Genomic DNA, 12,964 nt, shown 5'->3' on the forward strand with positions numbered 1-12,964 from the left:
TTCGAATGGATTTGAACCGTCAAAAGTTACCACATGGCGTGCGAAAACGGATCGCCGGAGAATATGCGAAGAGGCTTCTGATCAGGCGCGTGTGCGCACGGCGAGCAGCGCGTCCGCGAATGCGGCGGGCGCTTCCTGCGGCAGGTTGTGTCCGGCGTTCGCGATCACGCGATATTCGTAAGGCCCCGTGAAATGCGACGCATGATGCGCGGTGCCGCCGACGGGCATCACGCCGTCGACGCTGCCGTCGAGTGAAATCGACGGCACCCCGATGGGCGGTTGCGCCGCGAGCCGCCGCTCGATGTCGTCGTAACGCGGATCGCCTTCGACGAGCGCATAGCGATGCCGGTACGAATGAATCACGACATCGACGAAATCGGGGTGATCGAACGATGCCGCCGTGCGTTCGTAGCACGCGTCGTCGAAACGCCATGTGGGCGACCAGAGCGTCCACAGCAGGCGGCACAGCGCGCGCCGGTTTTCCGCGAGCCCCGCGCGGCCCCGCTCGCCGTGAAAGTAGTACTGGTACCAGTGGCGCAGCTCGTTTTCGGGCGGCTCGGGCTTGCCCGACGCCGCGATGTCCTGGATGTTGTAGCCATTGCCCGTCACGAGCCCCTGCACACGCTGCGGATACAGCGCCGCGACGATGCAGCCGGCGCGGCCGCCCCAGTCGTAGCCGCCGAGCAGCGCGCGCTCGATATGCAGCGCGTCGAGCAGCGCGAGCAGATCAGCGGCGAGCGCGGCCTGCTGGCCGGAGCGCGGCGTGTCGGCGGAAAGAAAACGCGTGGGCCCATAGCCTCGCAGATAAGGCGCGATCACGCGCGCGCCCTGCGCAGCCAGCAGCGGCGCGACCTCGTCGTGTGCACGGATGTCATAAGGGAAGCCGTGCGACAGCACGACAGGCCAGCCTTGCGCATCGCCGGTTTCTTCGTAGGCGATGTCCAGCAGTTCGGTGTTCACGTGCTTCAGCATGATCGGCGGCTCCGCATCAAGCGCTGACGGCGACAACGCAGCGAGCGTTCATGGTAGCGCCGCCGCGCGAAATGCGCTGACGGCCGCGCGCATGCGCCTCGTCAAAGACCAACGTAAAAGAGCGGCGCGAAAGAGAAGTCGTTTTACCGCAAGCCGATGTCGGATTCGTGCCATGCCGACGACGCACGCGCCCGCTACATTCGACGAGAGAAAGCCCGCAAAACGTCGCGATCCGGGTGCCGCGAAAGACGAACGAGACTGAGCACGATGACACAGGCACACGAATCGGCGGCCCGCGAGCCGCGCGGCGCATTCTCTCTGTCGGATGCGCAGCCGCGCGCCGATTTCATCGAAAGCGGTCCTTCGTCGAACGCATGGGTCGCGCCCGTTCATGAGGCCGTTCATGAGGCCGGTTATAAGGCCGCGCATGAGCCGGCTTATGAATCCACTGCGGCGCCCGTCCCCGCGCCGTTGCCTCCCGTCAGCAGCCTGCGCTCCACCGCGATCCTGCTGCTCGGCTACGCGATCCTCATCACAGGCAATGGCCTGCTCGGCACGCTGATCTCGCTGCGGCTCATCCAGCAACAGGCGCCGTCGATCGTCGTCGGCGTCGTGCAGTCCGCGTACTACGTCGGCTTCATGCTGGGCGCCGTGTATGGCGGCTCGCTGATCGGGCGCGTCGGCCATCATCGCGCGTTCGTCACGTTCGCCGCGGCATCGGCGTGTTGCGCGCTCGGCTATGCGGTGTGGAGTCATGCCGCGACCTGGGCCGCGCTGCGCTTCATCACGGGCTTCTGTCTAGTCGGCATCTTCACGGTGATCGAGAGCTGGCTGCATCAGGTTGCGAGCAACGCGCAGCGCGGACGCGTGTTCTCCGCGTATCTGATCACGAACTATCTCGGCGTCGGCACGGGCCAGTTTCTGATCGGCCTTGCGGACCCGGCGGGCTTCGAACTCTTTAGCGCCGTCAGCGCACTGTTTGCGGCATCGCTGATTCCCGTCGCGCTCGCGGGCACAGCGCCCGCGCCCGCCGCCGCTCACGATGCTCACGGCTCGCGTCTCGCGCGCGGCCTCTCGGGGCCGCGGACGATCTATCGATGGGCGCCGCTCGGCGTGATCGCGTGCCTTGCGGCGGGGCTGCTGAACAGCGCGTTCTACACGATGCAGCCGGTGTTCATGCGGCGCGTCGGCTATTCGGTGCCGGACGTATCGCACTTCATGGGCTTTGCGCTGCTCGCGGCGCTCGTGCCGCAATGGCCCGTCGCGCGCGTCGCCGATCGGTTCGACCGGCGCAAGGTGCTGCTCAGTCTCGCCGCGAGCGCCGGCACATTGAGCATCCTGCTGTTCGTGCTGCGCGACGGCGTGCTGATCGAGGCACTCGGTTATCTGTATGTTGCCGTCGCGTTTTCGATGTATGGCGTCGTCGCGTCGTATGTGAACGACTGCATTCCCGCCGACGAGCGGATCGCCGTGAGCGCCGCGCTGCTGCTGATCTTTTCGTTCGGCGCGAGCGGCGGCCCGACGCTCGCATCCGCGATGATGGCGATCGCGGGCCCCGCCGGCCTCTATCTGTTCACGGCCCTCGTGATGGGCGTGCTCGTTCTGCTGACGCTGCGCAGCCTGCGCGCGTCGGGATCGGTGAACCGTTCGGTCTAGCCCTGCTCGCAGCGGAAAAAGTCGATGCTCTGGCCTGATGCAACAGCGCGGCGCAGCCAGTCCGGCAACTCGCCGCGGCCGTCCCAGACATGCCCGAGTGCATCCTGATAGCGCACCGCGCGCGCCGACTTTTCGTCTTCGGCCAGCGACTGCTCGATTGCGTCGACCGTGATGCCGAACTCGGTCATCTTGTGCCGTATCCACGCGATCAGGCGCTCTCTGGCCTGGCCGTCGAGTTTTGCGATTGATGTAGACATTGCTCGTGCGATTCGAAAGGTGATGGGTTCAACAATCCATTCGTACGGGCGTAGCCATGCGTGACGAACTCAATTGCGCCGCCGCGCGTCGTTGCGAACCGCCGAGTCGAACAGTGCCTGCGCACGCGCAAGCTCGTCGAGCGCGCGGTCCAGTTGCGCGACGGCGGCCGCATATTCGACATTCGACGCGCCGTCTTCCGGATCGCCGCGCACGGCGCGAAACGCCAGATCGACATTTCGCGTCGCCTGGACAAAGCGCTGCGCGGCCTGAGCCTGCCGCGAATGTGTGATCGCCGACATGGGCATTCCTCCATTTCGTTTCAGGTTCGAGTGCTTCACTTGCGCTAGCTCACGGTGCAGCAATAGCTACGGCGTAGAGCCAGCGAGTTGAACGGATATCGGTTGCAATGCATTGCGGCGATACGCCGATTTTCTCTCCGCTTGCGGCGGAGCGCCAGGGCGGGAATACAACAACACGCGCTTTTTTAAAGCGAGTACTGGAAATTCAGTGTTCCCAGGTTCCATGCAACGAATAAACGCTGCCTGTCCGCGTCTGTCAGGTCGCGAAGCTCGGCTGTACATGTGCCGCATTGCTGAATGCAGCCACCGCTTCGACGGGCGCCATATCGAACAGGTCGCGCGTAAAGCCGCGCACCCGCTCTTGCGGCGGCCGGCTGCGCAAACGCCCGACCATTTCGATAAACGTTGCGAGATCGCCGTCGCGCGTGGCCTTGTTGATCTCCGCGAAGTCACGTGCCTTGAGCACGCCGGGTTGCGTGAGCCGCACGAAATACGGCGCTTCGAGTTCGACGGCGAGCGCAATCGGATAGCTCTTGCCCGTCTTGCCGCTCTCGCCAGTCAGGTTTCCGGCGCGCGCGATGCAATCGACCACGGCCGTGCCATGCGCGGCACCGAGCGCTTTGCCCGTGCTCACGCTGCGCAGATGTTCCGGGTACACGCGCAAGCGCGTGCCCATGCTCAGTTCCGTCGGCGACGAGCACACCAGCGCGTAATGCTGTTCCCTGCGCTGCCCGGACGGCAGCGTCGCGCGGCTGACGATGAACGCGTGAGGCGGAAGCTGCCGCACCTGCCCCGTGCTGTCGATCCACGCGTTCCACAACAGCATGTCTTCCTTTTTGCGGCTAACGGGTCTGGGCTTGCTCGATGCCGGCGAAAAGAGCGCGAGCAGCGAGCCCGTTCGGTGAGCCGCGACTTGCGCGCTGTTGCCCAGCGACTGCCCGACGCCCCACAGAAAACGCCCGCCGCCCAGCCTGCGCTCCCATTCCTTTTGAAGAACGACGACAGGCAGATCTTCACTGGACTCGTGGCCTGTCTTGGTCCAGCAGAACGTGGGCGGTAGGTGCTTCAGTGTCATTCACTTCCTCGGGAGGCGGCCATTCGTCAAAATTGATCGGCCAATTCAATAAGCGTTAATGTATAGATATAATGCGTCGAATGGAAGCCCCGAAGAGCGATTTTCCCGTGCAGGACCTGATGCGCCGCTTGTTGGCGGATACGCGTTCGTCCAGCGAAATCGCGAGGCTTTCTGGTGTCAGCCAGCCTACCGTGTCGCGGCTTCGGTTGTCGGAGGGGCAGCGCGTGCGCAAGAGCGCGTCATTCAATAAGCTATGCAGTTTCTACGGCGTGGAGCCGCGCCGCGCGAGCGGCCGGGCAGCGGGCTACAACGAGCTGCTGCGCAATGCGATCGTCGACGCGTGGGACGGCTCGGAAGAGCACGGCCGCGCACTGCTCGTCGTGATCAAAGGGCTGAAGGGGTTGAGCGGGAAGATTGGGTGAGCGGCGCGTGTCGGGACGCTCGACGGGCTAAGCCGTGCGGGATGAGTGGGTGCGGGACGCGAAGAAACGGCCGCGTGGCGGCCGTTGGGAAAGAAGAAGCGCGCAGATAGCGAATGCGGTCTTGCTGCTTGTCCGCATCGCCATGCATTGAGTGAATCATCACGGGCAGCGTTGGATATCGCTGCTCGCTTCGATAGGGCTCGTCAGTATCTGTCCTCAGAACTGATCTTCCGACAGCGCCAGCACGCCATCCGCGCCCTTCGCACTGACAATCGACGCTTCCAGCGCCACTGCCTGCGGCAGCACGTGCTCGGCATAGAACTGCGCGGTGGCGATCTTCGCGCCGTAAAACGACGGGTCATTTGACTTCTTCGCTTGCGCGACGAGCATCGCGCGCGCCATCTGCCAGCCGCCCAGCACGATGCCCGCGAGCTTCAGATACGGCACGCTGCCCGCAAACACTGCATTCGGATCGCGCTTCACGTTTGCGACGACAAAGGCCACCACCGATTGCAGCGCATCGTGTCCAAGCGACAGATGCTTATGCATCGACGCGAACGCCGCGCCATCGTGCTGCTTCAGTGCTTCGACAGTCTGCGCGATCTCCGCGAGCAGCGCCTTCGCGACCGCGCCGCCATCGCGCACCGTCTTGCGGCCGATCAGGTCGTTCGCCTGGATCGCCGTCGTGCCCTCGTAGATCGGCAGGATGCGCGCATCGCGGTAGTACTGCGCCGCGCCCGTCTCCTCGATGAAGCCCATGCCGCCGTGCACCTGCACGCCGAGGCTCGCCACGTCGATCGACAGCTCCGTGCTCCAGCCCTTCACGATCGGCACGAGGTACTCGTAGATCGCCTGATGCTCGGCACGTTTCGCTTCGTCCGGATGACGGTGCGCGAAATCGCAGTGCGACGCCGCGACATACGCGAGCGCACGCGATGCTTCCGTCAGCGAGCGCATCGTTGCGAGCATGCGGCGCACGTCCGCATGATGGATGATCGACACGGCCTGCTTCGCCGAGCCATCGACGGGCCGGCTCTGCACGCGCTCCTTCGCGTATGCAACGGCCTTCTGGTACGCGCGGTCCGACACGGCAACGCCCTGCATGCCGACCGAGAAACGCGCCGAGTTCATCATGATGAACATGTACTCGAGGCCGCGATTCTCTTCGCCGACGAGATGACCGATCGCGCCACCGTGATCGCCGAACTGGAGCACGGCCGTCGGGCTCGCCTTGATGCCGAGCTTGTGTTCGATCGACACGCACTGCACGTCGTTGCGCTCACCGAGCGAGCCGTCTTCATTGACGGCGAACTTCGGCACGATGAAAAGCGAAATGCCCTTCACGCCTTCGGGCGCGTCCGGCGTGCGCGCGAGCACCAGATGGACGATGTTCTCCGCCATGTCGTGCTCGCCCCACGTGATGAAGATCTTCGTGCCGAAGAGCTTGTACGAACCGTCGCCCTGCGGCTCGGCGCGCGTGCGCACCAGCGCGAGATCCGAGCCCGCCTGCGGCTCGGTGAGGTTCATCGTGCCCGTCCATTCGCCGGAGATCAGCTTCGGCACGTAGGTGCGCTTCTGTTCTTCGCTGCCGGCCGTGAGCAGCGCCTCGATTGCGCCGTCCGTCAACAGCGGGCACAGTGCGAACGCGAGGTTCGACGCGTTGAGCATTTCGATGCAGGCCGCCGCGATCAGCTTGGGCAGCCCCTGGCCTTCGTATTCGACGGGATGCTGCACGCCCTGCCAGCCGCCCGCGGCGAACTGGCGAAACGCATCGGCGAAACCGGGCGTGGCCGTGACCACGCCGTCTTTCCAGCTGCTCGGGTTCCGGTCGCCTTCGACGTTCAGCGGCGCCAGCACTTCGCCGCACAGCTTCGCGGATTCTTCGATCACGGCCTGGGCCGTTTCAAGGCCGGCCTCTTCGAAGCCGGGCAACTTTGCAATGTCTTCGATGCCGCTCAGCTCGCTGAGCACGAAAAGCATATCTTTGACGGGGGCGGTGTAGCTCATGGTGATTCGTCCAATCAAGCGGTCGATGAATAACTGCCACGACGCCTGAAAAGGAAATGGGCAGGCCGTGACGATGCAAACGATCGTACCGGCATATGCCGCGCACAAGCTGTCCAAACCTGCCCACGTAGTGACAAATCCGGCCAGGACGAGCGGGCGCGCCCTTACCGGCTCAGGGTTTTCACCCAGCCTCGACGGGCCGTCGGTAGGTGCCTGGCGTGCTGCCCGTCCAGTGGCGGAACGCGCGATGGAAGGCGCTTGGATCGTCGAAGCCGATGTCGCCGGCAATCACGGCGATCGTATCGTGTGTCTCGATCAGCCGCTGGATCGCGATGTCGCGCCGCAACTCGTCCTTGAGCATCTGAAAGGTCGTCTCTTCTGAGGAAAGACGTCTGCACAGCGTGCGCACCGAGCAATGGAGATTCTTCGCGGCCTGCTCGATCGTCGGCAGATCGGGCAGGTCGCTCGCGAGATATTGGCGAACGCGATGACTGACGAGTTGCTCGCTGAACGACTCGAAGATCCATTCGCCCGGAGAGCGAGCAAGAAACTTGCGCAGATTGCGCTTGCGCTGGCGAATCGGCATGTCGAGAAAGGCCGCGCTGAAGCGCATCAGCGTGGCATCGCAGCCGAAGCGCACGGGGCCCGAAAAGAAGTAGCGGTGATCGACGGCATGCGGCGGTTGCGGACACGCGAAATCGACCCGCAGCAGCGGTATTTTCTGGCCGACGAGCCACGACGAGACGCCATGCACGAGCTTGAGCATCAGCTCCTGGCCGAACGGTCCGATGTTCCCATACGCGGGATTCGGTCGCAGTTCGACCTGAGCCATCAGATCGCTGCGGCGCGATTCCAGACGAAAGTCATCGAGAACGATATGAAAGAACTGGCCGAAGCGATGCAGCGCCGTTTCGAGGTTCGGCGCATCCAGCAGACTGAGGCACAGAAACTTCAATGTGCCGCTGCGCAGCGGTCGACTGAAGATGCCCGGCATTTCGTCATCCATTTCGATCGCGAGCGTGCGATACAGCGTGGAGAACTGCTCCTCGGTCACGCGGGCGCCTCGCTCGCCGAGTAGTGCGGGCGTGATGCCCGCCCCGTGGAGATAGCGATGCGTAACCTCGGGCTGCGCGCCGGAGGCCTCCAGGAAGCCGTTGACGAGCGAGATCGGGACAGTTGCACTTGGTGTTTGCATTCGTGATCCCGTCGAGTTGGGGACTTCACGCTTCACGGCACGCGTCGCTGCATCTGCGGTTCACGCATCATTGTGGATCAGCGACTTTGATGGCTTCGAGTTTTTGTTTTGTCGGTACTCGTCGGCGGTCGATGAACGGGTGCTCGACGAATCGGAATGTTATCAGCGAAAGCATGATTGTCCTATGAAAGTCTTCCATGAATTCCGCACGCACGCGTTAAGCACGAAACGGAACAAGTGGGCCGGCTGCTCGAACGCCGCTTTGCAATTTCACGCTTCCTGTTCGTCTTCCTGGTGACGCGATCGGAGAACCGGTGTCGCGCAGTTCCTTTCCTGCCGTATGACAGCCAGCAAATGTGCGGCCCCATCGACGTCGCACGGAGAAAAGCGTTGCACGACGAGAGCTGTATCGCCAGGACAGAAGGAATGTCACCGTGAGCAGAGAACGCAGAGAGAACACTGGCCGCCCCCTTGCGGCCGGCGCGTTTTGATCAACGGAGGACAACATGAATCTCAAGGAGCTTGTCTCAGTCGCGGAAGATGGCCCCTGGTGCGGCACGAAGCCACCAGGGCGCCGGCCCGTTCCCCAACCGCATCCCACCGCCTTTGCGTTGAAGGTCTTTGAGCAAAGACCGCAACCCGAAATGGTCTCGCCAGAACTGGTTGCCAGCATGTGGCAATCGATCCAGTTATTCCAGGCCGGCCAACGACTCGAAGGCCTGGAAGGCGACATCAGGGAGTTGGGCTCGACGGTGGCACGCGCGGCCTCTGTTTTCTTCGACGACCAGTGCGGCTCCGTGCCGTGGTCGGTGATCCTGTACTGGCTGTTGCACAATCCTCCGCCTCCTCCGCCGCCGTGGCTCCAGCTCGTGACGGACTCGGTCAGCATGGTGTCGATTGCCGCGAAAATCGGCGGCGCTCTCGGCAGCCAGATGTTCGATGGCGCGCAGGCGGTGATCAAGGAAAACCTGCCGGGCGCGTCTGCTGCGGAAGGTTGAGTTCCTGTCAGCCCCCTGCGGCAGCCCACCGATGCATGCGCGAGTTGGCCGATCCCGCCGGACGTCCTGCGAAGCGGGAGCGTCCGACGGATTCCGCCGCATCAAAAATCTTCGTGTGGAATAGCAGTCGGTACGACGTTCGGGCCGCACAACGGTGACCCTATGGCGCGCGTATCGCGGAAACGAACTTCAACGCCGTTCTTTCTCATCGCGCGCCAACTCGATACGTGTCTTATGAGCGCGCAACGCGAGCGCGTTGAACATCTTATGAGCCGAGGCATCCTATGGACGCACATGATCGCAAACGTATCGCAGTTGCCGTGCAAGGTGGCGGTGCACATGGCGCGTTCAGCTGGGGCGCGCTCGACCGACTGCTGGAAGAAGTGGAACGCGACCGGCTCGATATCGTCGCGTTGAGCGGCACCAGCGCCGGTGGCTTCAACGCGACCCTGTGTGCCTACGCGCTCGGCACGGACGATGAACAGGTATTGCGTGCGCAAAATGCAAGGAAGCTGCTGAAGGAATACTGGCTATCGGATGCGGCCGATGCGCCATTCAGCCCGTATACGGTGACGGCAAAAGCCTGGCACGAGACGACGGGATCATGGAACATCGACTCCTCCCCTGTTGCATTGACAGCCGCGCTAAGCAACCAGCTCTGGTCTCCGCTCTTCTTTCCGCAATACGACTGGCTGGCGCAGGTACTCGGCAACAAGATCGACTTTCCGACACTGCAACTTCAACGCGAGCCGCCTCATCTTTACATCGCGACGACGAATATCACACTGGGACGTCGCGATATCTTCGCGAAGAGTGCTGTTACGCTCGAAGTACTCAAGGCATCGGCGAGCATCCCGCAGATCTTCATGCCGGCACACTACGGCGACTACGACTACTGGGATGGTGGATTCATGGGCAACCCGCCCTTGAGCCCGTTGATCCCTCACGCGACGGACGTGGTCATCATTCAGCTCAACCCGTTCGCGCGCAGCGAAAGGCCCTTGACGGCGATGGCGATCAGCAATCGGGTCAACGAGGTGACGTTCAACTCGTCGCTCATACATGAGATCAACGCGATAGAAGCCATGAATAAAGTGCTCGACTATCTCGATGAGAAACCAAAGGACAATGCATCGGTCAGGCAGGCGCTGGAGACGCTCGGGCCGCTCCCGTTCAACCGCGTGAACCTCTACCGGATTACCGATGAACCATACATGAGGACACTCGGCTATGCATCGAAGGCTGTAGTCGTGAGAGAGTTTCTCCGAGAGCTTTATGAAAAAGGATGGAAAGCGGCAGATGACTGGCTGAACAAATACTATTCTTCGCTCTCCAGCACTGCGCCGCGAGTGACTGGACTACCGAGCGCGCCTCCAGCGAAGGACTTTCCCGATCAGGTTCTGGACGACCTGTTGAGCAGAAAGAATACTTTCAGATGAGCCGAAAGGACTTCGCACGCAAAGAGTATGGTCGATGCGAATGGCCGGATAGCGAACTGTAGCCCCGCTGCTTTCAGTTGCGGGGCGAGGCGGTTTTCAATGAGCGGTTCTCACCGAGAGCGAGCCTCGGCAACGCATCGGCGGCAATGGGAAAGAAGTACAACGCCGCGAGTCCCGCGACGGTGCCAGGCGTCGCGCCGATGGTCTGTCCGATGCCGCTCTTCAGGCTACGGTCGAGATTCACTTGCAGCGTAAAGAGGCTGGAGAAAACGCACCAAGTGAGGCTCGGCGAATCGACGAGCTTCATGCTCCCATACGCAAGCGCGCTTGCGACAAGAGACTGCATGCAGAGGCGGAACGCATCGGATCGGGCGATGCGCAGGCGATGGTTGCGGTTGCGGTTTCGGCTGGCTGTCACGTCGGTTACGTGAGCACGCGTCGTTCCGCACAGTTCGATCGGGTTGCACCGGCCACGCGCCGGCATGTTCAGAGACCCGCCCAGACGCATCCGTTGATGCGCCTGGGCCTGCACGAACCGATTAGTCCATCAGACGTCAGGGTTGCCGGCGACGAAAGCGGTAAATGCGTTATACGGCTGAGCCACCACGGCTCCGTCGATCATCAGGCCGTAAGTCGTATCCCCGCTGTCGAGCACGTAGTACATCACCGACTGGATGTTCTTCGTCTTCCGCGCGCGATAGTAGTTCGCGAACTGCGTGCTGATGTAGTTCGCGCGATAGGCTTCCGTGCTTTCCGGTCCGGTGTTCCATTCCGTGATCAGGAACGGTACGCCGTAGCGAGCCTTGCAGTAGCTCGGCAGATCGAATCCAGGGCCTGCTCCATCCGTGCCGACGTTGAAGATGTCGCCGTAGACTTCGTAGTTGTGCCACGTCGTCATGTCCCAGCGCACTTGCGGATAGCCACCCGTGCCGTCCGGCTGCATGCCGTCCCACAGTGCGTCGGATGCGCCGACGTCCGCGACGCAAAAGTTGACGCCGCATTTGGCCGTGGGCTGCACCGACTTCACGCCGTCGATCATGCCGCGCATCGCGCCGCGCATGATCGGCCAGTTCGCGTTGTTGAAGTCGACTGTTTTCGATCCCGCAGTGGTCTGATCGAGGATGATCTCGCTTTCGCGGGTCAACTCGTTGCCGCATTCGTACATCGTGACGCCCCACGGTGCGAGCGCAGCCGCGATAGTGGCCGCGCCTGCGCGTGTGCGGTTGTAGGCAGCCGATTCGCTCGAGAACATCACGCCAGGCGATTCGTGGATGCCGAAATTGACGAGCACGAACAACGTGAGACCCGCTGCCTGGAAGGCCTTGGCCAGCGCGACGACTGCGCCCAGCGACACCGGATCGTCGATGCAACCGACGCGGTAAGTCGAGCATCCCATGCTCTTCATGATCGACACGATCTGGTCGGGCGTGTAGCGGTAATCGTAATGTCCGTTGATGCCGTAGAACGTGCCAGCCGTCGCCGCCGACACGATGCGCGGATCGTTGCACGGCAACCAGGTGCCCGAGTCCGTATAGACATAGAACTGCCCACCCGTGCCGCGATGCCAGATCTTGCTGCCGTACCACAGCAGCAGCGAAACGTTGTAGGTATTGCCGACGGTATTGTTATTCCGATAGATGACGCCGTTCACGACGGTCCACACATTACCCAGCTTGTCGATGATGTACGAGGCGGACGGAATCGTCGTGCCATCTGCAGAAGTGCCGCCCAGACGCGGATCGTTGCATGCGATCCACGTGGTGCCGTTCCATCCGTAAAACTGCCCGCCCGTGCCCTGGTGATAGACGCCGCCGCCGTACCACAGCACCATCGACACGTTGTAGTTGTTGTTGGCCTTGACCCCATCTTTGTAGACCGAGCCGCCAACCAGGGTCCAGACGGCGCCCTGATTGTCGATGATCGAGTTGGCGGGCGGAATCGTTGTGCCGTTGGCGGAGGCCGCTGCCGCTCTGGCTGCTTTGGCTGCTTTAGCCGTAGCGGTGTCGCCCGCGCCGAAATCGGATGAGCCGCCACATGCGGTGAGCACGTAGCTGCCACCAAGTGCCGCGACGCGGCCTAGAAATTGACGTCGATTAGTCATGGAAATGGTCCGCTGCCGAAAAATGGCTAAAAAAGGGAACGGTTGATACAGCGGCACATATGGCGAGTGACGACCGATGCATTTACTTCGGATGCCGAAATATTTGCCATTGACCTCCGCGAAAACTGTGAAGCGGAGACCAGTAACTTTTATCGGTAATTACTGCCTTGGTGCTCGCGAATGCGCGTAATTAATTCCTGGTTTTCGGCAGCGGAAAGCGCGCACATTAGGGCGAAAACTCAAATAAGTCGTTTCTTCTGATGAATGCAACGTCAAGAGATTTTTTTCACCTAAATGATGATTAGGAGTCGTGTTACCGCGCTGTGTAACACAATGTTACGAGGAAAACGTTTATATGCTGTGTTTAGAAGACTTGCTTCCCAATTGTCGGAATTTTATTCTTTATAGATCCCCATTTATTTGGCACCTAATTAGGGAGCGATATCGTGTTGAATTAGGGAATGATCTGATGGAAATGCCGGCTTCCGCATCGAGTTCGTCAGCGCGGTCGGGCACGCTGCTTGCTGACTCGCTCCCGGTGC

12 protein-coding genes are annotated in these 12,964 nt (G+C 61.9%); 4 read left to right on the forward strand and 8 right to left on the reverse strand.

Annotated features, from left to right (window positions below; all coding sequences use genetic code 11):
- Positions 1 to 81: 81 nt before the first annotated feature.
- A complete protein-coding gene (locus tag VSR68_RS06560) occupies positions 82 to 972 on the reverse strand; it encodes an alpha/beta hydrolase (protein ID WP_342939042.1) in 891 nt (296 codons plus the stop codon).
- Positions 973 to 1,239: 267 nt separating this feature from the next.
- Between VSR68_RS06560 and VSR68_RS06565 the strand changes: the two genes are divergently transcribed.
- On the forward strand, positions 1,240 to 2,628 hold the full coding sequence (locus VSR68_RS06565) for an MFS transporter (RefSeq protein WP_342939043.1): 1,389 nt from the start codon (positions 1,240 to 1,242) through the stop codon (positions 2,626 to 2,628).
- Here VSR68_RS06565 and VSR68_RS06570 read toward each other — a convergent pair.
- From VSR68_RS06570 to VSR68_RS06580, 3 genes are all read right to left on the reverse strand, one after another.
- On the reverse strand, positions 2,625 to 2,885 hold the full coding sequence (locus VSR68_RS06570) for an H-NS family nucleoid-associated regulatory protein (protein ID WP_342939044.1): 261 nt from the start codon (positions 2,883 to 2,885) through the stop codon (positions 2,625 to 2,627). The genes VSR68_RS06565 and VSR68_RS06570 overlap by 4 nt on opposite strands.
- Positions 2,886 to 2,954: 69 nt before the next feature.
- Positions 2,955 to 3,185 (reverse strand): hypothetical protein, encoded by a 231-nt coding sequence (locus VSR68_RS06575; protein WP_342939045.1) that lies wholly within the window; start codon positions 3,183 to 3,185, stop codon positions 2,955 to 2,957.
- Positions 3,186 to 3,441: 256 nt separating this feature from the next.
- Entirely contained in the window at positions 3,442 to 4,260 is an 819-nt protein-coding gene (locus tag VSR68_RS06580) for a hypothetical protein (RefSeq protein WP_342939046.1), read from the reverse strand.
- Positions 4,261 to 4,340: 80 nt separating this feature from the next.
- On the opposite strand from VSR68_RS06580, the gene VSR68_RS06585 reads away from it, so the two are divergent.
- On the forward strand, positions 4,341 to 4,682 hold the full coding sequence (locus VSR68_RS06585; RefSeq protein WP_342939047.1) for a helix-turn-helix transcriptional regulator: 342 nt from the start codon (positions 4,341 to 4,343) through the stop codon (positions 4,680 to 4,682).
- Positions 4,683 to 4,898: 216 nt separating this feature from the next.
- Here VSR68_RS06585 and VSR68_RS06590 read toward each other — a convergent pair whose 3' ends face one another.
- Both VSR68_RS06590 and VSR68_RS06595 read right to left on the reverse strand, forming a co-directional pair.
- Positions 4,899 to 6,689 (reverse strand): acyl-CoA dehydrogenase, encoded by a 1,791-nt coding sequence (locus tag VSR68_RS06590; protein WP_342939048.1) that lies wholly within the window; start codon positions 6,687 to 6,689, stop codon positions 4,899 to 4,901.
- A 181-nt stretch (positions 6,690 to 6,870) separates the two neighbouring features.
- On the reverse strand, positions 6,871 to 7,884 hold the full coding sequence (locus VSR68_RS06595; RefSeq protein WP_342939049.1) for an AraC family transcriptional regulator: 1,014 nt from the start codon (positions 7,882 to 7,884) through the stop codon (positions 6,871 to 6,873).
- A 506-nt stretch (positions 7,885 to 8,390) separates the two neighbouring features.
- Here VSR68_RS06595 and VSR68_RS06600 point away from each other — a divergent pair.
- Complete coding sequence (locus VSR68_RS06600; protein ID WP_342939050.1) at positions 8,391 to 8,882, forward strand: hypothetical protein; 492 nt, start codon at positions 8,391 to 8,393, stop codon at positions 8,880 to 8,882.
- A 284-nt stretch (positions 8,883 to 9,166) separates the two neighbouring features.
- Positions 9,167 to 10,321: a patatin-like phospholipase family protein gene (locus VSR68_RS06605; protein WP_342939051.1), complete on the forward strand. Its 1,155-nt coding sequence runs from the start codon at positions 9,167 to 9,169 to the stop codon at positions 10,319 to 10,321.
- A gap of 73 nt (positions 10,322 to 10,394) precedes the next feature.
- On the opposite strand, the gene VSR68_RS06610 is transcribed toward VSR68_RS06605, so the two are convergent.
- Both VSR68_RS06610 and VSR68_RS06615 read right to left on the reverse strand, forming a co-directional pair.
- Positions 10,395 to 10,739 (reverse strand): hypothetical protein, encoded by a 345-nt coding sequence (locus VSR68_RS06610; protein ID WP_342939052.1) that lies wholly within the window; start codon positions 10,737 to 10,739, stop codon positions 10,395 to 10,397.
- A gap of 129 nt (positions 10,740 to 10,868) precedes the next feature.
- Entirely contained in the window at positions 10,869 to 12,422 is a 1,554-nt protein-coding gene (locus tag VSR68_RS06615) for a hypothetical protein (RefSeq protein WP_342939053.1), read from the reverse strand.
- Between the last annotated feature and the right edge of the window lie 542 nt (positions 12,423 to 12,964).

This window comes from Paraburkholderia phymatum (genome assembly GCF_038900715.1).
GTDB classification, from domain to species: domain Bacteria; phylum Pseudomonadota; class Gammaproteobacteria; order Burkholderiales; family Burkholderiaceae; genus Paraburkholderia; species Paraburkholderia phymatum_A.